Source organism: Streptomyces sp. NPDC021562 (genome assembly GCF_040640875.1).
GTDB lineage: Bacteria > Actinomycetota > Actinomycetes > Streptomycetales > Streptomycetaceae > Streptomyces.
The window spans coordinates 26,591-45,427 of sequence record NZ_JBFACN010000026.1 but is presented as its reverse complement, the minus strand read 5'-3'; the positions used below and the strand labels follow the sequence as shown (position 1 = coordinate 45,427).

At 72.6% G+C, this 18,837-nt stretch carries 19 protein-coding genes; 11 read left to right on the top strand and 8 right to left on the bottom strand.

What is annotated here, in order from left to right; translation table 11 throughout:
* Positions 1-10: 10 nt before the first annotated feature.
* Positions 11-742, bottom strand: coding sequence for a ZIP family metal transporter (locus tag AB0G52_RS32185; RefSeq protein ID WP_132886035.1), 732 nt, complete (start codon positions 740-742; stop codon positions 11-13).
* 84 nt (positions 743-826) lie between these two features.
* On the opposite strand from AB0G52_RS32185, the gene cobM reads away from it, so the two are divergent.
* Genes cobM through cobC form a run of 6 tightly spaced genes read left to right on the top strand, consistent with a single transcriptional unit; the run spans position 827 to position 7,405 of the window.
* Positions 827-1,663: a precorrin-4 C(11)-methyltransferase gene (gene cobM, locus AB0G52_RS32180; protein ID WP_132886036.1), complete on the top strand. Its 837-nt coding sequence runs from the start codon at positions 827-829 to the stop codon at positions 1,661-1,663.
* Positions 1,660-3,135 (top strand): precorrin-6y C5,15-methyltransferase (decarboxylating) subunit CbiE, encoded by a 1,476-nt coding sequence (gene cbiE, locus AB0G52_RS32175; RefSeq protein WP_361341192.1) that lies wholly within the window; start codon positions 1,660-1,662, stop codon positions 3,133-3,135. The genes cobM and cbiE overlap by 4 nt, the downstream gene beginning before the upstream one ends.
* Positions 3,132-4,835, top strand: coding sequence for a precorrin-3B C(17)-methyltransferase (gene cobJ, locus AB0G52_RS32170; RefSeq protein WP_361341189.1), 1,704 nt, complete (start codon positions 3,132-3,134; stop codon positions 4,833-4,835). The genes cbiE and cobJ overlap by 4 nt, the downstream gene beginning before the upstream one ends.
* Entirely contained in the window at positions 4,832-5,416 is a 585-nt protein-coding gene (locus tag AB0G52_RS32165; RefSeq protein ID WP_132886039.1) for a precorrin-8X methylmutase, read from the top strand. Before cobJ ends, AB0G52_RS32165 begins: the two co-directional genes overlap by 4 nt.
* Positions 5,413-6,339 (top strand): sirohydrochlorin chelatase, encoded by a 927-nt coding sequence (locus AB0G52_RS32160; protein ID WP_132886040.1) that lies wholly within the window; start codon positions 5,413-5,415, stop codon positions 6,337-6,339. The genes AB0G52_RS32165 and AB0G52_RS32160 overlap by 4 nt, the downstream gene beginning before the upstream one ends.
* Positions 6,329-7,405, top strand: coding sequence for an Rv2231c family pyridoxal phosphate-dependent protein CobC (gene cobC, locus AB0G52_RS32155; RefSeq protein WP_132886981.1), 1,077 nt, complete (start codon positions 6,329-6,331; stop codon positions 7,403-7,405). The genes AB0G52_RS32160 and cobC overlap by 11 nt, the downstream gene beginning before the upstream one ends.
* 60 nt (positions 7,406-7,465) lie before the next feature.
* Here cobC and AB0G52_RS32150 read toward each other — a convergent pair whose 3' ends face one another.
* From AB0G52_RS32150 to AB0G52_RS32130, 5 genes are all read right to left on the bottom strand, one after another.
* Positions 7,466-8,380, bottom strand: a complete 915-nt coding sequence (locus tag AB0G52_RS32150) for an SCO1860 family LAETG-anchored protein (RefSeq protein WP_361341185.1) — start codon at positions 8,378-8,380, stop codon at positions 7,466-7,468.
* Between the two features lie 142 nt (positions 8,381-8,522).
* On the bottom strand, positions 8,523-9,614 hold the full coding sequence (locus AB0G52_RS32145; RefSeq protein ID WP_361341182.1) for an amidohydrolase family protein: 1,092 nt from the start codon (positions 9,612-9,614) through the stop codon (positions 8,523-8,525).
* Positions 9,615-9,624: 10 nt separating this feature from the next.
* The gene (locus AB0G52_RS32140) at positions 9,625-10,410 is read right to left on the bottom strand and encodes an amino acid ABC transporter ATP-binding protein (protein WP_132886042.1); all 786 of its coding nucleotides are present in this window, start codon (positions 10,408-10,410) and stop codon (positions 9,625-9,627) included.
* Entirely contained in the window at positions 10,407-11,240 is an 834-nt protein-coding gene (locus AB0G52_RS32135; protein ID WP_361341178.1) for an amino acid ABC transporter permease, read from the bottom strand. Before AB0G52_RS32135 ends, AB0G52_RS32140 begins: the two co-directional genes overlap by 4 nt.
* Positions 11,237-12,091, bottom strand: a complete 855-nt coding sequence (locus AB0G52_RS32130) for an ABC transporter substrate-binding protein (protein ID WP_361341175.1) — start codon at positions 12,089-12,091, stop codon at positions 11,237-11,239. The genes AB0G52_RS32135 and AB0G52_RS32130 overlap by 4 nt, the downstream gene beginning before the upstream one ends.
* A 217-nt stretch (positions 12,092-12,308) precedes the next feature.
* Between AB0G52_RS32130 and AB0G52_RS32125 the strand changes: the two genes are divergently transcribed.
* From AB0G52_RS32125 to thpD, 5 genes are all read left to right on the top strand, one after another.
* Positions 12,309-13,418 (top strand): aminotransferase class V-fold PLP-dependent enzyme, encoded by a 1,110-nt coding sequence (locus AB0G52_RS32125; protein ID WP_361341289.1) that lies wholly within the window; start codon positions 12,309-12,311, stop codon positions 13,416-13,418.
* A 239-nt stretch (positions 13,419-13,657) separates the two neighbouring features.
* Positions 13,658-14,173, top strand: a complete 516-nt coding sequence (gene ectA, locus AB0G52_RS32120) for a diaminobutyrate acetyltransferase (protein WP_361341172.1) — start codon at positions 13,658-13,660, stop codon at positions 14,171-14,173.
* A gap of 11 nt (positions 14,174-14,184) precedes the next feature.
* On the top strand, positions 14,185-15,456 hold the full coding sequence (gene ectB / locus AB0G52_RS32115; RefSeq protein WP_132886046.1) for a diaminobutyrate--2-oxoglutarate transaminase: 1,272 nt from the start codon (positions 14,185-14,187) through the stop codon (positions 15,454-15,456).
* 31 nt (positions 15,457-15,487) lie between these two features.
* Entirely contained in the window at positions 15,488-15,886 is a 399-nt protein-coding gene (locus AB0G52_RS32110; protein WP_361341169.1) for an ectoine synthase, read from the top strand.
* A 2-nt stretch (positions 15,887-15,888) separates the two neighbouring features.
* On the top strand, positions 15,889-16,788 hold the full coding sequence (gene thpD / locus AB0G52_RS32105) for an ectoine hydroxylase (RefSeq protein WP_132886048.1): 900 nt from the start codon (positions 15,889-15,891) through the stop codon (positions 16,786-16,788).
* Between the two features lie 171 nt (positions 16,789-16,959).
* Here thpD and AB0G52_RS32100 read toward each other — a convergent pair whose 3' ends face one another.
* Positions 16,960-18,021: an aminotransferase class V-fold PLP-dependent enzyme gene (locus AB0G52_RS32100; protein ID WP_361341165.1), complete on the bottom strand. Its 1,062-nt coding sequence runs from the start codon at positions 18,019-18,021 to the stop codon at positions 16,960-16,962.
* A gap of 97 nt (positions 18,022-18,118) precedes the next feature.
* A complete protein-coding gene (locus AB0G52_RS32095; protein ID WP_132886050.1) occupies positions 18,119-18,835 on the bottom strand; it encodes a DsbA family oxidoreductase in 717 nt (238 codons plus the stop codon).
* Between the last annotated feature and the right edge of the window lie 2 nt (positions 18,836-18,837).

Here is an 18,837-nt window from a genome sequence, read left to right as displayed (position 1 = left end):
CGCCGTGGCGTCAGCCGGAGATGCCCACCACCAGCCAGATGAACGCCGCGCCCGCCACCGTGCACAGCAGCGTCGAGCGGGCCGGGTGTTCGTGGTGGGCCTCGGGAAGGATCTCGGCGGCGGCCAGGTAGAGCAGCACGCCGCCGAAGAGGCCGAGATAGCCGCCGAGCACGGCCTCCGGGATGTGGAAGAAGATCGTGGACAGCGCGCCGACGACCGGTGCGCAGGCGTCCGCGATCAGCATGCCTATCGCCCGGCGGCGCGCGTTGCCGTACAGGCTCGTGATGGTGAACGTGTTGAAGCCGTCCGCGAAGTCGTGCGCGATCACGGCCATCGCCACCGCCGCGCCCATGCCGCCGCCCACCTGGAAGGCCGCGCCGATCGCCACGCCGTCCATGGCGCTGTGCCCGACCATCGCGCCGGCCGCCGTCAGGCCCACCTCGGGCGCCCGGTGGTGGTCGTGCTCGTCGCCGCCGTGCGCGGCCTGGCGGGCCGCGAGGGTGCGCTCCACCAGATGGGCCAGGAGGAAACCGGCCACGAACAGGAGCAGGGCGGCCGGCACCCCGAAGATCTCGCGGCCGGCCGCGCGCAGCGCCTCCGGCAGCAGGTCGAGGCCGACCACCCCGAGCATCAGACCGCCGGCCAGGCCCAGGACCAGGTGACGACGGTCGGTCACACGCTGTGCCGTCCAGCCGCCGGCCAGCGTCATCAGGAACGCGCCGAGCGCGACGAAGACCGCCATGTGCCCTTGCTATCCGATCAACCCGCTCCAGCGCACATCCAGCAGCACCAGTAACACCTTTTGTCCAGAGAGGACCGATTTCCCATGGCCGATGCCGCCGCCTCCGGCGACGCTCCCACCGGCAAGGTGACCTTCGTCGGTGCCGGCCCCGGCGCCGCCGATCTGCTGACGTTCCGGGCCGCGCGCGCGATCGCCGACGCCGACGTCGTGATCTGGGCCGCCAGCCTGGTCCAGGCGGAGGTCCTCCAGCACGCGCGCGAGGACGCGGAGATCCTCGACTCCGCGACGATGTCCCTGGAGGACGTCGTCGCCGTCTACGAGCGGGCCCGTGCCGAGGGGCTGCGGGTCGCCCGGATCCACTCCGGGGACCCGGCCCTGTGGGGCGGCACCCAGGAGCAGGTCGACCGGTGTGCCGCGATCGGCGTCGAGGTCGAGATCGTGCCGGGCGTCTCCTCCTTCTCGGCGGTGGCCGCACTCGCCCAGCGCGAGCTGACCATTCCCGAGGTCGCGCAGTCCGTCGTGCTCACCCGGCTCGGCGGCGGCAAGACCCCGATGCCGCCGGGCGAGGAGGTGCGCGAGTTCGCCCGCCACGGCACCACCATGGCGGTCTTCCTGTCCGCCGCGCGCAGCGGGCAGCTGGTGCGGGAGCTGCTGGAGGGCGGCTACCCGACGTCGACGCCGGTCGTCGTCGCCTATCAGGCGACCTGGCCGGAGGAGCTGATCGTGCGGTGCACGATCGAGACGCTGGAGGAGACGGTCAAGGAGCACAAGCTCTGGAAGCACACCCTCTTCCTGGTGGGCCCGGCCCTGGCCGCCCACGGCACCCGCTCGCACCTCTACCACCCCGGCCACTTCCACGGCTTCCGCAAGGCCGACCCCGAGGCCCGGCGGGCGCTGCGCGAACGCGGGGCGAGTACGTGATCACGGTCGTCGGTACGGGGACGGGGGCGCCGCTCCCCGCGGACGTGGCGGCCGGTGCCGGGCTGGTCGTCGGCGGGCGCCGGCATCTGGACGCGGTACGGCTGCCGGAGGGGGCCGAGCGGATCGTGCTCGGCCCGCTGGCGCCGGCCCTCGACGCCGTCGGGCGGCACCTGGACAAGGGCAGCCGGGTGCTCGTGCTGGCCTCCGGCGACCCTGGGTTCTTCGGGGTCGTGCGGGTGCTGGCGGAACGTTTCGGGGCGGAGCGGCTACAGGTGCGGGCCGGGGTGTCGTCCGTGGCCGCCGCCTTCGCACGGGTGGGGCTGCCCTGGGACGACGCGGTGGTGGTGAGCGCCCACGGGCGGGAGTCCCGCACGGCGGTGAACGTCTGCCGGGCACACCCGAAGGTGGCGGTGCTGACCGGACCGGGAGCGGGCCCGGCGGAGCTGGCCGCAGCACTGCTGGGCACCTCCGGCAGGGCATCGGCGCCCGCCCCGGCGTCGGAATCGGCGACGACGCCCGCCCGGGCGGCAGCGTCCGCATCCGCGTCGACGCCCGCCCAGGCGCCGGCGTCGGCCACGGCGCCCGCCCCCGCGTCGGCAGCGGCCCACGTCCAGGCGCCGGCCTCGGACTTCGGATCGACGCCCGACCCGGCAGCAGCACGCCCCTGCGCATCGGCGCGCGCCCGGGCGTCGGGGTCCGCCGAGCGGGTCCTCGTTGTCGCGTCGGCGCTCGGATCCGTGCGGGAGCGGGTGGAGTGGGTCACGCCGGCCGAGGCCGCCGCCCGGGAGTGGGGCAGCGACGTCAGCGTGGTGCTGTGCCTCGACCGGACGCGGGCGCTCGGCGGTGTCCGTACGGTGGCCGGGGCGGCCGCCGGGCCCGCCGGGTGGGCCCTGGCGGAGGACGAGTTCGCGCACCGCGACTCGATGATCACCAAGTTCGAGGTGCGTGCGCTGGCCCTGGCCCGGCTCGGGCCCCGGCTCGGTGACCTGGTCTGGGACGTCGGCGCGGGCTCCGGGTCCGTGGCCGTGGAGTGCGCGCGTCTGGGCGCCGCCGCCGTCGCCGTGGAGAAGGCGGCCGACGGGGTGGCGCGGATCGCCGCGAACGCCCTGAGTCACGGCGTGTACGTGGACGTGCGGCACGGCTCGGCGCCCGAGGTGCTGGACGAACTTCCCGACCCCGACGCCGTGTTCGTCGGCGGGGGCGGGGCCGAGCTGCCCGCCGTCGTCACCGCGTGCGCGCTGCGGGCCCGGCGGACGGTGGTGGTCGCGATGGCCGCCCTGGACCGGGTACCGGCGGCGCGCGAGGCACTGACCGGCGCCGGGTTCTCCTGCGACGGGGTGCTGCTGCAGTCGTCGCGGCTCGCGCCGCTGCCCGGTGACGTGACCCGGCTGGCGGCCACCAACCCCGTGTTCCTGCTGTGGGGGACCCGAACCCCCGTCCTGGAAGAATCCGACGAAGGAGTTGCTCAGTGATCGGCCTCATTTCCGCCACCGCGGCGGGGGCGGCGGCACGCGACCGGCTGGCCGCGGCATGGCCGGACCGCACGCGGGTGTACGAGGGTCCCGTAGGGGACGCCGTCCGGTCGGCGTTCGCGGAGTGCGAGCAGCTGGTGTGTTTCCTGGCCACGGGCGCGGTGGTGCGGCTGATCGCCCCGCTGCTGGGCGGGAAGGCCACCGACCCGGGAGTGGTGTGCGTCGACGAGGGCGGCCGGTTCGCCGTGTCGCTGGTCGGCGGCCACGGCGGCGGGGCGAACGAACTCGCCGACGAGGTGGGCGAGTTGCTCGCCGCGCAGCCGGTGGTGACGACGGCCACAGACTCCGTCGGACTGGCCGGCCTGGACACCCTCGGCTTCCCGGTGGAGGGCTCGGTGGCGACCGTGTCGCGGGCCCTGCTCGACGGTGAACCGGTGGCGCTGCGCGCCGAGTCGGCGTGGCCGCTGCCCCCGCTGCCGCTGGCGGCGGAGGGTGCGTACACCGTCCGGCTGACCGACCGTGCCGTGGAACCCGGCGAGCGCGAGGTGCTGTTGCGCCCGCCGTCCCTCGTCGTCGGCGTGGGCGCCTCCGGCGGGGCCCCGGCCGACGAGGTGTTCGCACTGATCGAGGGCGCCCTGCGGGACGCGGGGCTGTCCGCGCGGAGCGTCGCCGAGGTCGCCACCGTCGACGCCAAGGCCGGGGAGCCGGGGATCGTCACGGCGGCCGAGCGGCTCGGCGTGCCCCTGGTGACGTACTCCGCCGAGGAATTGGCGCGGGTGGCGGTGCCCAACCCCTCCGACGCGCCGCTCGCCGCCGTCGGCACCCCGTCCGTCGCCGAGGCCGCTGCGCTGCTGCGCGGGGGCGAACTCCTCGTGCCCAAGCGGAAGTCGGTCCGTGCCGACGGCAGGCCCGCGATGGCGACCTGTGCCGTCGTACGGCGTCCCGCACGCGGGCGGCTCGCGGTGGTCGGGCTCGGGCCCGGTGCCCGGGATCTGCTCACCCCGCGGGCCAGGGCCGAACTGCGGCGCGCCGCCGTGCTGGTGGGCCTCGACCAGTACGTCGACCAGATCCGCGACCTGCTGCGGCCCGGTACCCGGATCCTGGAGTCGGGGCTCGGGGCCGAGGAGGAGCGGGCGCGCACGGCGGTCGCCGAGGCGCGGGCCGGGCACGCCGTGGCGCTGATCGGCAGCGGGGACGCGGGCGTGTACGCCATGGCCTCGCCCGCGCTCGCCGAGGCCTCCGACGACATCGACGTGATCGGGGTGCCGGGGGTCACCGCGGCGCTCGCGGCCGGGGCGGTCCTGGGTGCGCCGCTGGGCCACGACCACGTCTCGATCAGCCTGTCCGACCTGCACACCCCGTGGGAGGTCATCGAACGGCGGGTACGCGCGGCGGCCGAGGCGGACCTCGTGGTGACGTTCTACAACCCGCGCTCCCGGGGCCGTGACTGGCAGCTGCCCAAGGCGCTGGCGATCCTCGCCGGGCACCGGGCCCCGACGACGCCGGTCGGTGTCGTGCGCAACGCCTCGCGCCCCGACGAGTCGAGCCGGCTGACCACCCTGGGCGCCGTCGACCCGGCGTGGGTCGACATGATGACCGTCGTGACCGTGGGCAACACGGCGACCAGGAACATCGCCGGGCGCATGGTCACCCCGCGCGGCTACCGCTGGCAGGAAGGCTCCCCGGAGGAGGCCCCGTGAACCGAGTCGTCCACCCCATCGAGCAGGAGTCCTACCGGCGGCTGCGGGCCCGCCTGGACACCTCGCACTTCCCGCCGCTGACCCGGGCGGTGGTGGAGCGGGTCGTCCACTCCGCCGCCGACCTGGAGTACGCGACCGACCTGGTGACCGACGAGGACGACCTGGTGCGGGCGCATGCGGCGCTGCACGCCGGGGCGCCGGTCGTCGTGGACGTGGAGATGGTCGCCGCCGGCATCACCCGCCGCAAGACCGTGTGCCGGCTGCGCGACGCCGAGTCCGGTCCCGGGCTGACCCGTTCGGCGCACGCGATCCGGCTCGCCTACGAACAGGTCGGGCCCGGCGCCCTGTGGGTGATCGGCAACGCGCCGACCGCCCTGGAGGAGCTGCTGACGCTGGACGCCTCCCCCGCGCTCGTCATCGGGCTGCCCGTCGGTTTCGTCGGCGCGACCGAGTCCAAGGCGGCGCTGCGCGCCAGCGGACTGCCCGCCGTCAGCAACGTGTCCGAGAAGGGCGGCTCGGCGGTCGCCGCCGCCGCACTCAACGCCCTGCTGTACCACCCCACTTCCGAGGAGACCCTGTGACCACCCCGCCCGCCCTGCTCATCGCCGGCCATGGCACCCGGGACGACGCCGGCGCCGAGGCGTTCCGTGACTTCGTCCGGGAGCTGGGCCGCCGCCACCCCGAACTGCCCGTCGCCGGCGGCTTCATCGAGCTGTCGCCGCCGCCGCTCGGCGACGCCGTCACCGAGTTGGTGGAGCAGGGGGTACGACGGTTCGCCGCCGTACCGCTGATGCTGGTCTCCGCCGGCCACGCCAAGGGGGACATCCCGGCCGCGCTGGCCCGGGAGAAGGAGCGGCACCCGGGGATCTCCTACACGTACGGGCGTCCGCTGGGCCCGCACCCCTCGCTGCTGGCCGTGCTGGAGCGGCGCCTGGACGAGGCGCTGGGCGGTGCCGCGCGGGCCGCCGAGGACCGCGCCGACGTGACCGTGCTGCTGGTGGGCCGGGGTTCCACCGACCCCGACGCCAACGCCGAGGTGCACAAGGCGGCCAGGCTGCTGTGGGAGGGGCGCGGCTACGCCGGTGTCGAGACCGCGTTCGTGTCGCTGGCCGCGCCGGACGTGCCCAGCGGGCTCGACCGGTGTCTGAAACTGGGGGCGCGCCGGATCGTGGTGCTGCCGTACTTTCTGTTCACCGGGATCCTGCCGGACCGGGTGCGGCAGCAGACCGAGGGGTGGGCGGACGCGCACCCGCAGGTCGAGGTGCGTTCGGCGGACGTCATCGGGCCCGAGCCGGAGCTGCTCGACCTGGTGATGGAGCGGTACCGGGAGGCGGTCGAGGGTGATCTGCGGATGAACTGCGACTCGTGCGTGTACCGGATCGCGCTGCCCGGTTTCGAGGACAAGGTGGGCCTGCCGCAGCAGCCGCACTTCCACCCGGACGACGAGGGCCACCCGCACGGCCACGGGCACCACCACCATGGCGGACATGCCCATGCACACTGACGACGGTTCCGGGGGCGGCCACGACCTGCGGCACCACGGCGACGTGGAGGTCCGTGACGACGGTTCCGCCCTCGTCGACCTCGCCGTCAACGTGCGCAGCGGCACTCCCCCGGTCTGGCTGCGGGAGCGGATCGCCGGGTCGCTGGGCGGGCTCGCCGCGTATCCCGACGGGCGGCGGGCGCGGGCGGCGGTGGCGGGGCGGCACGGGCTGCCGGTGGAGCGGGTGCTGCTGACGGCGGGTGCGGCGGAGGCGTTCGTGCTGCTCGCGCGGGCGCTGAAGGTGCGGCGGCCGGTGGTGGTCCATCCGCAGTTCACCGAGCCGGAGGCGGCGCTGCGGGACGCCGGGCACACCGTGGACCGGGTGCTGCTGCGGGAGGCGGACGGCTTCCGGCTGGATCCGGCGGCGGTGCCCGAGGACGCCGACCTGGTGCTGATCGGCAACCCGACCAACCCCACGTCGGTGCTGCATCCGGCCGAGGCGATCGTCCGTCTCGCCCGGCCCGGACGGACGCTGGTGGTCGACGAGGCGTTCCTGGACGCGGTGCCCGGTGAGCGGGAGGCGCTGGCCGGGCGGACCGACGTGCCGGGTCTGGTGGTGCTGCGGAGTCTGACGAAGACCTGGGGGCTGGCCGGGCTGCGGATCGGCTACGTGCTGGCCGCGCCGGAGATCATCGACGAGTTGGCGCGGGTCCAGCCGCTGTGGCCGGTGTCGACGCCCGCGCTGGCGGCGGCCGAGGCGTGTGTGGCGCCGCGGGCGCTGGCGGAGGCGGCGCACGCGGCGCACCGGATCGCGGCGGACCGGGCCCATCTGGTGGCCGGGCTCGCGGAGTTCGCGCCGGAGGGGGTACGGGTGGTGGAGCCCGCCGAGGGGCCGTTCGTGCTGGTGCGGATGCCGGGCGCGGCCGCCGTGCGGCGGCACCTGCGGGCGCTCGGTTACGCGGTACGACGGGGGGACACGTTTCCGGGGCTGGGCGAGGAGTGGGTGCGGATCGCTGTACGGGACCGGGGAGTGGTGAACCGGTTCCTGCAGGCGTTCGATCAGGCGCTGGTGCTGATACGCGCCTGAGGTGGCGCCCGCGGTGCGGCAGCCGTACGTCGGCTGCCGCACCGCACCCCTGAAAGGGCGCTACCGGCGTCGGCGGTGCAACGTCACCGCTCCGCCTCCGGCCACGAGGAGCACCAGCGCTCCTGCCGCCACGTACGGTGTCACCGAACTGCCGCCCGTCTCCGCCAGCTTCGTCCGCGGCGCCGGGGCGCTCTGGGGCCTGATGTCGGTCACGGGGCTCGGCGGGTCGGCGGCGTCGGCGGGGTCGGCCGGGGGTTGCGGCGTCTCGCAGGTCACCTTCGCCAGGGTCAGGGTGCCCTTCACGTCGGCCACGTTGAGCCGCAACGGGTTGACGGAGACCGTCAGTTCGAGGGCGCTCGCCGCCGCCCGGCCCGAGGCCGTCACGGCCCTGGCGAAGTCCAGGCGGACCTCGCCGACGCCGGGGACCTTGACGTCGGTGGGGCCGGTCGCGCTCACTGTCACGCGCCTGCCGAGGACGGTGACCGCACCGAGCACGTTCGACGTGGCCTGCGGGCGCCTGCCGCTCTCGCAGGTCGCCCTGGACGTCACGGCGTCCAGTTCCACGAGGGACAGCAGGGGCAGGCCCGGCAGGTGCAGCCGGGCGTGGGTGAGGTGGACGGAGGCCTCGGCGCGACCGCCGGAGACCGTCGCCCGCGCGGAGGCGACGTCGGCGCCGAGGACGTCGAACGGCTTGCCGCCGTCCACTCCGTCGAGCGTGGCGCTCAGCGCGGTCCGGTCGGCGCTCCGCGGTGCCTGGACCTCGTTCAGGGCGACCGCGAGCGGGACGTCCGCCGACTTGCCGAGGAGGGAGACGTCGAGGCCGGTGCGCAGGACGGCCGCGCTCGCGTGGCCTCGGCCGGTGGTGGCGTGTGCGGCGCCCGCACCGGCCAGGGCCGTGGGACCGGCGGCCAGGACGGTGGCCGCCGCGACGGTCGCCAGACGGCGTGCGGGCATACGGAAGCTGTCGCTGTTCAAGGTGGTGGGACCCCCAGAGGAAACGTGCTCGGGACCCGCCAAGAATTACGCACTACGGGTGAACGGGCGGCATTCCCGCGTCACTTCACTCAATAGTGGACTTTCCGTGCATTTATTCGAGCCCGCGGGTACAGCCGTTCCTTTACTCGACTACCTGCCCGTTCAGCACCACCCGCCGGGGGGATGCCAGGACGCGTACGTCGGCGCGCGGGTCGCTCTCGTACACCACCAGGTCCGCCGGCGCGCCCTCCTCCAGACCGGGCCTGCCGAGCCAGGCGCGGGCCGCCCAGCTGGTGGCGGCGAGCGCGTCGAACGGCGGGATGCCGGCGGTGACCAGTTCGGCGACCTCGGCGGCGACCAGGCCGTGGGCGAGGCTGCCGCCGGCGTCCGTGCCGACGTACACGGGGATGCCGGCGTCGTAGGCGCCGCGCACGGTGTCGTAGCGGCGCTCGTGGAGCCGGCGCATGTGGGCCGACCAGCGCGGGAACTTCTCGTCGCCGCCGGCCGCGAGCCGCGGGAAGGTCGCGATGTTGACGAGGGTCGGGACGATCGCGACGCCCCGTGCGGCGAACAGGGGGATGAGGTCCTCCGTCAGACCCGTCGCGTGCTCGACGCAGTCGATGCCGGCCTCGACCAGGTCCTGGAGGGAGTCCTCGGCGAAGCAGTGCGCGGTGACCCGGGCGCCGAGCCGGTGGGCCTCGGCGATGGCCGCCTCGACCGCGTCGCGCGGCCAGCTGGGGGCGAGGTCGCCGAGGTCGCGGTCGATCCAGTCGCCGACCAGCTTGACCCAGCCGTCGCCGCGGCGGGCCTCCTGGGCGACGTACGCGACCAGGTCGGCCGGTTCGATCTCGTGGGCGAAGTTCCTTATGTAGCGGCGGGTGCGCGCGATGTGCCGGCCGGCCCGGATGATCTTCGGGAGGTCGTCGCGGTCGTCGACCCAGCGGGTGTCGGAGGGCGACCCGGCGTCCCGGATGAGGAGGGTGCCGGCCTCGCGGTCGGTGAGAGCCTGCTTCTCGGCGGTCGCCGCGTCGACCGGGCCGTGCGGTCCGAGGCCGACATGGCAGTGGGCGTCGACCAGGCCGGGGAGCGCCCAGCCCGTGACGGTCCTGATGTCACGGGCGCCGGCGGGGCGGTCGTAGGAGACCCGGCCGCCCACCACCCACAGCTCGTCGCGGACGTCCTCGGGCCCCGCGAGGACCCGGCCCTTCACGTGCAGCACCGCCTGATCGCTCATGGGGGTCAGCCTAGGACGACGGGCTGTCCGGGGTCTCCTCCTCCACCTGGGCCATGGCCGGGTCGAGCAGCCGGGACAGGAAGTGGCGGGTGCGGGCGTGGGCCGGGTCGCCGATGACCCGGTCGGGGGTGCCGTCCTCGACGATCACCCCGCCGTCCATGAAGACGACCCGGTCGGCGACCTCGCGGGCGAAGGTCATCTCGTGGGTGACGACCATCATCGTCATGCCCTCGTCCGCGAGCATCCGCATCACCGCGAGGACGTCGCCAACCAGCTCCGGGTCGAGTGCCGAGGTGGGTTCGTCGAAGAGCATCACCTCCGGGCCCATCGACAGCGAGCGGGCGATGGCCACGCGCTGCTGCTGGCCGCCGGAGAGGGAGGCCGGGTAGGCGTCGGCCTTCTCGGACAGGCCGACCCGTGCGAGGTTCTCGGCGGCGACGCGCGCGGCCTGCGCCTTGTCGCGGCGGAGCACCCTGCGCTGCGGGAGCGTGAGGTTCTCGGTGACGGTGAGGTGCGGGAACAGGTTGAACTGCTGGAAGACCATGCCGATCCGGCGGCGCACGGCGTCGATGTCGACGTCGGGGTCGGTCAGTTCGGTGCCGCCGACGAACACCTGGCCCCGGGTGGGCTCTTCGAGGAGGTTGACGCACCGGAGCAGGGTCGACTTGCCGGAGCCGGACGGGCCGATCACGCAGACGACCTCGCCGCGGCCGATCTCCAGGTCGATGCCGCGCAGCACCTCGTTGTCGCCGAAGGACTTGTGCAGGCCCTTCACCTCGATCTCGGGTCGGCTCATCGCACGGCCTCCTGGGCCTTGGCCTCCATGCGGCGCACGACGAAGCCGAGCGGGATCGTGACCAGCAGGTAGCACAGGCCGGCCACGAGGATGGGCGTGGAGTTGGCGGTCGTGCTGGCCAGGTCGCGGCCGTACTTGGACAGTTCGCGCTCCTCCAGGGTGACGCCCAGGAAGAGGACCAGGGAGGAGTCCTTGAAGAGCAGCACCAGTTCGTTGGTCAGGGGCGGCAGGATGATCCGGAACGCCTGCGGGATGACGATCGAGACCATGGCGCGGGCCGGTGAGAAGCCGAGCGAACGCGCCGCTTCCAGCTGGCCCTTGGGAACCGCCTGGATGCCCGCGCGGATGGTCTCGGCCATGTAGGCGGCGGCGACCAGGCCGAGGGCGAGGGCCACCTTGCCGTAGGTGCCGCCGATGATCTCCGTGCCGGGGAAGGCGAGCGGGACGGCGACGCCGATGAAGATGAAGATCAGCAGGGCGGGCAGGCCGCGGAAGATCTCGATGTAGAGGCCGGCCAGCCAGCGGTAGGGCCCCACCGACGACAGCCGCATCAGCGCGATCACCATGCCGAGGGCAAGTCCGACGACGAAGCCGGACACCGTGTAGAGCACGGTGTTCTTCAGCGCGAGCGTGATGACGTCGGGGAACATCTGCCGGGCGATGTCCCACTGGGCGAACTGGTTCTGCAGCCGGCCCCAGTCGGCGCCGACCGCGAAGGCGACCACGGCGGCCACGAAGACGACGTACTGCGCCCCGCGCGACAGCCTGCGCTTCTGCCGTCGGCTCAGGCCCTTGCGGCGCGGCTGGAGTTCGGTGTCGGCGGCGGTCATGAGGCGGCGGGTGACGCGGCCTTCGCGTCGTACGGGCCGATCCACTTCTCGTACAGCTTCTTGTACGTGCCGTCGGCCTTGGCGTCGGAGATCGCCTTGTTGACGGCCGCGAGCAGCTTGGTGTTGCCCTTCTTCACCGTGAAGCCGTACTGCTCGCCGGTGTTGATGTTGCCCGCGAGCCGGAAGGCGTCCGCGTTGGCCTTGTCCTTGAGCCAGCCCTGGACCACCGGGTAGTCGATGATGACGGCCTTGACCTGGCCGGTGCGCAGTCCGTTGAGGACCGCGTCGGAGGACTCGAAGGAGACCGGGTCGAAGCCCTGCTTCCTGGCGTAGTCCTCACCGGTGGTCTGTGCCTGGGCGCCCAGCCTGGCCCCCTTGGCCTTGGCGTCGGCGAGCGAGGTGATACCGCTGTTCTTGTCGACGAGGAGGGCCTGGGTGGCGTCGAAGTAGGGGTCGGAGAAGTCGACGTTCTTCTTGCGCTCGGCGGTGATGGTCATACCGGCCGCGGCCAGGTCGCACTCGCCGGAGTTGAGGAAGGCGCCGGTCTTGAAGTTCTCGAACGGGGTGTCGAGGATCTGCTGCTTCACACCGAGGTCCTTGGCGACCAGGTCGACCATCGAGACGTCGAAGCCCTGCACCTTGCCGTTGATCTCCGACTGGAACGGCGGGTAGGGCAGGTGGGTGCAGGTGGTGAGCTGACCGGCCTTGACGAGTTCGACGCCGCCCGCGGCGGTCCTGGAGGCGCTGGAGCCGTTGCCGCTCGACGTGCAGCCGGCCACGAGGGCCAGCCCGGCCGCGGCGGTGGCGGCGGCCAGGGCGCGAGCCCGGCGGCGCCCGAGGAGCGTGGTCACGGGACCTCCTGTGAGTCTGTGGCGGAGTTGTGAGTCTGTGGGGGAGCTGTGCATTCCGGTTCTACGACTTCCGATTATAAGGAGATGTTTGGTTCCCTCAAACCAATCCCATGGCCACGACCCCGTTCGGCCTGAGAAGTCGCCGGTCAAAGGGGGTCGACGGCTGCCCGTTACGCTCGTGGTGATCTGTCCCTCCGTGAGCGAAGAGAGCACCGCCGTGACCCACCCCTTCCTCGACCTGCCCCCGCTGAGCGCCGCGCACTTCGCCGCGATCGAGGACCGGGTTGCCCGGCTGATGGATACCCGCCAGGACGTCGTGATCATGCAGGGCGAGGCCCTGCTGCCGCTGGAGGGCGCGATCAGGGCGACGGCCGGTCCGGGCACCACCGCGCTGAACGTGATCACCGGCCCCTACGGGCAGACCTTCGGGAACTGGCTGCGGGACTGCGGCGCGACCGTGATCGACCTGGCCGTGCCGTTCCACACGGCGGTGACGGCCGAGGAGATCCGGTCGGCGTTCGCCGCGCACCCGGAGATCGACTTCGTCTCCCTGGTGCACGCGGAGGCGGCGACCGGCAACACCAACCCGGTCGCCGAGATCGGCGAGGCGGTACGGGAGCAGGGCGCCCTCTTCTACCTGGACGCGGTGGCCTCGGTCGGGGCCGAGCCGGTGCTGCCGGACGCCTGGGGCGTGGACCTGTGTGTGATCGGCGCACAGAAGGCGATGGGCGGCCCGGCCGGCGTGTCGGCGGTGTCGGTGAGCGAGCGGGCCTGGGCCCGGATGGCGGCGAACCCGCGGGCCCCGCGCCGCTCCTACCTCTCGCTCCTCGACTGGAAGGAGCGCTGGATCGACGGCGGCCGCAGGGTGCTGCCGCACGCTCCGGCGCAGCTGGAGATGCTGGCGCTGGAGGCGTGCCTGGAGCGGATCGAGGCGGACGGCCCGGAGACCGTGATGGCCCGGCACCGCACGGCGGCGCTGGCGACACGGGCCGGGGCGGTGGCGCTCGGCGGCGGCCTGGAGCCGTACGTGTACGAGGAGGCCGACGCGGCGCCGGTGGCGACGACCCTGCGGGTGCCGCCGGGCGTGGTGGCCTCGGAACTGGTCGCGGGAGCCCTGGCGGGCGACGGCACGCTGCCGCTGGCAGCGGGCGGGGGCGCACTGGCCGGGGAGATGATCCGGGTCAACCACTACGGGACGGACGCGACGGTGGGTGCCGTCCAGTCGAGCCTGGCGGCGATCGGGGCGGGCCTGGCGAAGCAGGGGCTGTCGGTGGACCTGGAGGCGGCCCGGCAGTCGGTGGAGTCCGTCTGGGTTACCGGATCCTGAATTCAAGGTAATTCCGAATTACTTTTCCATGGATGGCTTACCCGAGTTCTTCTGCCCGCTTTTTGCGGAGCTAAACGAGGGAAATTTCGTCCAGGTTTCAACCCTGTGACACACTCCACAAAGCAGGGTGATATGCCCGTTTTGCAGTGGGACATATCTGGACATCGAGGCACGGCAAGGCGGGGCGATCAGCCCCCCTGCCGTGCATTTTTGCATTTGCCTCGCTAAATTCAATCCGCATGACTGCCCCACAAGCAGACCTGATCGTCGACCGTCCTTCGGTCACCGACGGTGCCGCTCTATGGCGTATCGCCAAGGATTCCGGAAACCTCGATCTGAACTCCTCGTACAGCTATCTGCTGTGGTGCCGGGACTTCGCCGACACCTCCGCGGTGGCCCGCGGCGCGGACGGCGAGCCCGTCGGGTTCGTGACCGGATACCGCCGTCCGGACCGGCCGGACACCCTGCTCGTCTGGCAGGTGGCCGTGGACGCCGCGCAGCGCGGGCGCGGGATCGCGGCACGGCTGCTGGACGGCCTCACGGCGCAGGTGGCCGCGGAGCGCCCGCTCAGCGCCGTGGAGACCACGATCACCCCCGGCAACACGGCCTCCGAGCGGCTGTTCACCTCGTACGCCGCCCGGCACGGCGCCACCGTCGAGCGCACCGTGCTGTTCGAGGCCGGCGAGTTCCCCGACGGTCCGCACGATCCCGAAGTCCTGTACCGCATAGGCCCCTTGACCCCCACATCGCACTGAGGAGCCCCGTCGTGACCATCACCCAGCCTGATCTCAGCGTCTTCGAGACCCTGGAGTCCGAGGTCCGCAGCTACTGCCGAAGCTGGCCGACCGTGTTCGACCGGGCCCGGGGCAGCCGCATGTACGACGAGGACGGACGCGAGTACCTCGACTTCTTCGCCGGCGCCGGTTCACTCAACTACGGCCACAACAACCCCGTGCTGAAACGGGCGCTGCTCGACTACCTGGAACGGGACGGGGTCACCCACGGCCTCGACATGTCGACCACGGCCAAGCGGTCGTTCCTGAAGGCCTTCCAGGACCTGGTGCTGCGCCCGCGGGACCTGCCGTACAAGGTCATGTTCCCCGGGCCGACGGGCACCAACGCCGTGGAGTCGGCGCTGAAACTCGCCCGCAAGGTGAAGGGGCGCGAGGCGATCGTGTCGTTCACCAACGCCTTCCACGGGATGTCCCTCGGGTCGCTCGCCGTCACCGGCAACGCCTTCAAGCGGGCCGGGGCGGGCGTTCCGCTGGTGCACGGCACGCCGATGCCGTTCGACAACTACTTCGACGGGACCGTGCCGGACTTCCTGTGGTTCGAGCGGCTCCTGGAGGACCAGGGGTCCGGGCTCAACAAGCCCGCCGCGGTGATCGTGGAGACCGTGCAGGGCGAGGGCGGCATCAACGTGGCCCGGCCCGAGTGGCTGCGCGCCCTCAAGGAGCTGTGCGAGCGGCAGGACATGCTGCTGATCGTCGACGACATCCAGATGGGCTGCGGCCGCACCGGCGCCTTCTTCTCCTTCGAGGAGGCCGGCATCGTCCCCGACATCGTCACCGTCTCGAAGTCGATCAGCGGGTACGGACTGCCCATGTCGCTGTGCCTGTTCAAGCCCGAGCTGGACGTGTGGGAGCCCGGCGAGCACAACGGCACCTTCCGCGGCAACAACCCCGCCTTCGTCACCGCGACCGCCACCCTGGAGTCCTACTGGACCGACGGTCCGGCGATGGAGAAGCAGACCCGGACCAAGGGCGAGCAGGTCGAGCAGGGACTCATCGCCATCGTCGAGGAGAACCTCGCCGACGTGCGGGAGTACCGGGGCCGGGGGCTGGTGTGGGGCCTGGAGTTCCACGACAAGGAACGCGCCGGGCGGGTCGCCGAACGTGCCTTCGAACTCGGGCTGCTCATCGAGACGTCGGGGCCGCAGAGCGAGGTCGTCAAGCTGCTGCCCGCCCTGACCATCACACCGGAGGAACTGGACGAGGGGCTCAGCATCCTCGCCCGGGCCGTCCGGGAAACCGTCTGACCAGGATCAAGCAAGGAGGCTGTACAGCACCGTGATCGTCCGATCGTTCAGGGAAATCGAAGGCACCGACCGCCACGTGAGGTCCGCGTCGGGGACCTGGGAGAGCAAACGCATCGTCCTCGCCAAGGAGCGGGTCGGCTTCTCGCTGCACGAGACGATCCTGTACGCGGGCACGGAGACGTCGATGTGGTACGCCAACCACATCGAGGCCGTGGTCTGCGTCGAGGGCGAGGCCGAGCTGACCGACCGCGAGACCGGGACGTCGTACACGATCACGCCCGGCACCATGTACCTCCTCGACGGGCACGAGCGGCACACGCTGCGCGTCAAGGAGGACTTCCGCTGCATCTGCGTGTTCAACCCGCCGGTCACCGGCCGGGAGGACCACGACGAGAACGGCGTCTATCCCCTGCTGACGGAGGAGGGCTGACCATGACCACGACCACGACCGCGATCACCGACCTGTACCCGACCCGTGGCCCGGTCGAGGTCGCCGTGCCCCGCAAGGACCCCGTCGTCTGGTCGGCGCCCGGTGCGGCCGGGCCGTTCGCCACCGGCGACCTGGAGGCCTTCGAACGGGACGGCTTCCTCGCCGTGGACCAGCTGCTCGCGGACGACGAGGTCGCCGGGTACCGGCGGGAGCTGGAGCGGCTCGTCACCGATCCGGCGATCCGGGAGGACGAACGCTCCATCGTGGAGCCGAAGTCCAAGGAGATCCGCTCCGTCTTCGAGGTGCACCGGATCAGCGAGGTCTTCGCCAACCTGGTGCACGACGAGCGGGTGGTCGGCCGGGCCCGGCAGATCCTCGGCTCGGACGTGTACGTCCACCAGTCGCGGATCAACGTCAAGCCGGGGTTCGGGGCCAGCGGCTTCTACTGGCACTCGGACTTCGAGACCTGGCACGCCGAGGACGGCCTGCCGAACATGCGCACGGTGTCCGTCTCGATCGCCCTGACCGAGAACTACGACACCAACGGCGGCCTGATGATCATGCCGGGCTCGCACCGCACGTTCCTGGGCTGTGCCGGCGCCACGCCCAAGGACAACTACAAGAAGTCCCTCCAGATGCAGGACGCGGGCACGCCCTCGGACGAGGCGCTGACGGAGATGGCCTCGCAGTACGGCATCAAGCTGTTCACCGGCCGGGCCGGTTCGGCGACCTGGTTCGACTGCAACTGCATGCACGGCTCCGGCGACAACATCACGCCGTTCCCGCGCAGCAACGTGTTCATCGTGTTCAACAGCGTGGAGAACGCGGCGGTGGAACCGTTCGCGGCTCCGGTACGCAGGCCGGAGTTCATCGGGGCGCGGGACTTCACCCCCATCCGCTGAGCACGGACGACCGAACAACCCACCGGCCGGCCCGCCGCGCAGCGGCAGTCGGACACAGCATCGGGGCGCGGGACTTCACGCCCATCCGCTGAGCGTGTTCTTGCTCGGCGCTCGGCCCGGGGGCCGTCACGTTCGTCGTGGCGGCCCCCGGGCCGTGCCGTGGCGTGCCGGTCAGTCTCCGAGGACGTCCAGCAGGCGGTCCACGTCGGCGGGGGTGTTGTAGACGTGGAAGGCCGCCCGCAGGTTGCCGGCGCGGTCGGAGACCTCGATGCCGGCCCGGCTCAGCTCCGGCTGGCGGCCGCCGAGCCCGGGGACGGAGACGATCGCCGAACCCGGCGCGGGCACCGGTTCGTGCCCGAGGGCCGCGAGCCCGGCCCGGAAGCGGTCGGCGAGGGCCACGTCGTGGGTGTGCACGGCGGCCTCGCCGAGTTCCTCGACCAGATCGAGCGAGCGGCGCAGGCCCGCGCAGGTGAACAGGGCGTGGGTCAGGTCGAACCGGCGGGCGGAGTGGGCGAGTTCGGCGACCGGGCCGTAACAGCTGTCCCACGGCACCTCGGCCGCGACCCAGCCCGCGAGCACCGGGGTCAGCCCACCGAAGTCCTCGGGGACCACCAGGAAGGCCGCGCCGTGCGGGCCCAGCAGCCACTTGAAGCTCACGGACGCGGTGAAGTCGTAGGCGTCGGCGTCCATCGGGAGCCAGCCCGCGGCCTGGGAGAAGTCCACGTACGTGCGGGCACCGTGGCTGCGGGCGGCCTCGCGCAGTGCGGGCAGGTCGGCGATCCGACCGTCCGCCGACTGGGCGGCGCTGACCGCGACCAGGGCGGTACCGGGGCGGACGGACTCCGCGACCCGCTCCAGCGGCACCGAACGGACCTTGAGGTCGCCGCGGACGTGGAACGGGTTCATCACGGAGGTGAAGTCGTCCTCGGCGGTGAGCACTTCCGCGCCGGCCGGCAGCGAGGCGGCGATCACGCCGGTGTGCGCGGCGACCGAGGCGCCCACGGCCACCCTGGTCGCCGGGACACCGGCGAGCCGGGCGTAGGCGGCCCGGCACGCCTCCACGTCCTCGTACAGCGAGGTGATCGGACGTCCTTCGGCCCGCAGCAGCGCCGCCTCGTGCAGGGCGGTCACCGTGCGGGCGGGCAGCAGGCCGTTGCTGGCGGTGTTGAGGTAGATGCTCTTGGGGGCGAACTCGGCGCGGACGAGGCTCTCGAACGTCTCCGTGGTCTCCATGGGTCCACTCTGCGGCCCGGGGCACCCCCCGTCCATCGCGAAGTTCTTGCAGGACCCGCCAAGCAACGCTTATGCGTACCGCCTGACCTGCGTCTTCTCAGTTCTGCGGGACCGCGCACCCGTCCGGCCCGCAGGCCTCGGCACCACCGTCGTCGATCAGCTTGAGCGGGGAGCGCGCGCCCCAGGCCTGGCTGAGCGCCTGGGTGAACACCTCGGCCGGCTGGGCGCCCGAGACACCGTACTTCCGGTCGAGGACGAAGAACGGCACCCCGTTCGCCCCGAGCTCGGCGGCCTCGCGCTCGTCGGCGCGGACCTCGTCGGCGTAGGCGGCGGGGTCGGCGAGCACCGCACGCACGGCCGCCTCGTCCAGCCCGGCCTCCACCGCGAGCTCCACGAGCCGGTCGGTGCCCTCGGTGAAGAGGGACCGCTCCTCGGCGAAGTTCGCCCGGTACAGGATCTGGATGAGCTGGTCCTGCCGACCGTGCTCCTTGGCGAAGTGCAGCAGCCGGTGCATGTCGAAGGTGTTGCCGTGGTCACGGCCCCGGGTGCGGTAGTCGAGGCCCTCGGCGGCGGCCTGCGCGCCCAGGTTGTCCTCGCCCGCCTGGGCCTGGGCCTCGCTCATCCCGTACTTCTTGGTGAGCATGGCGAGCACCGGCTGGACGTCGCCCTTGGCGCGGCCGGGGTCCAGCTCGAAGGAGCGGTGCACCACCTCGACCTCGTCACGGTGCGGGAAGGCGGCGAGCGCCTTCTCGAAGCGGGCCTTGCCCACGTAGCACCACGGGCAGGCGATGTCGCTCCAGATCTCGACGCGCATGT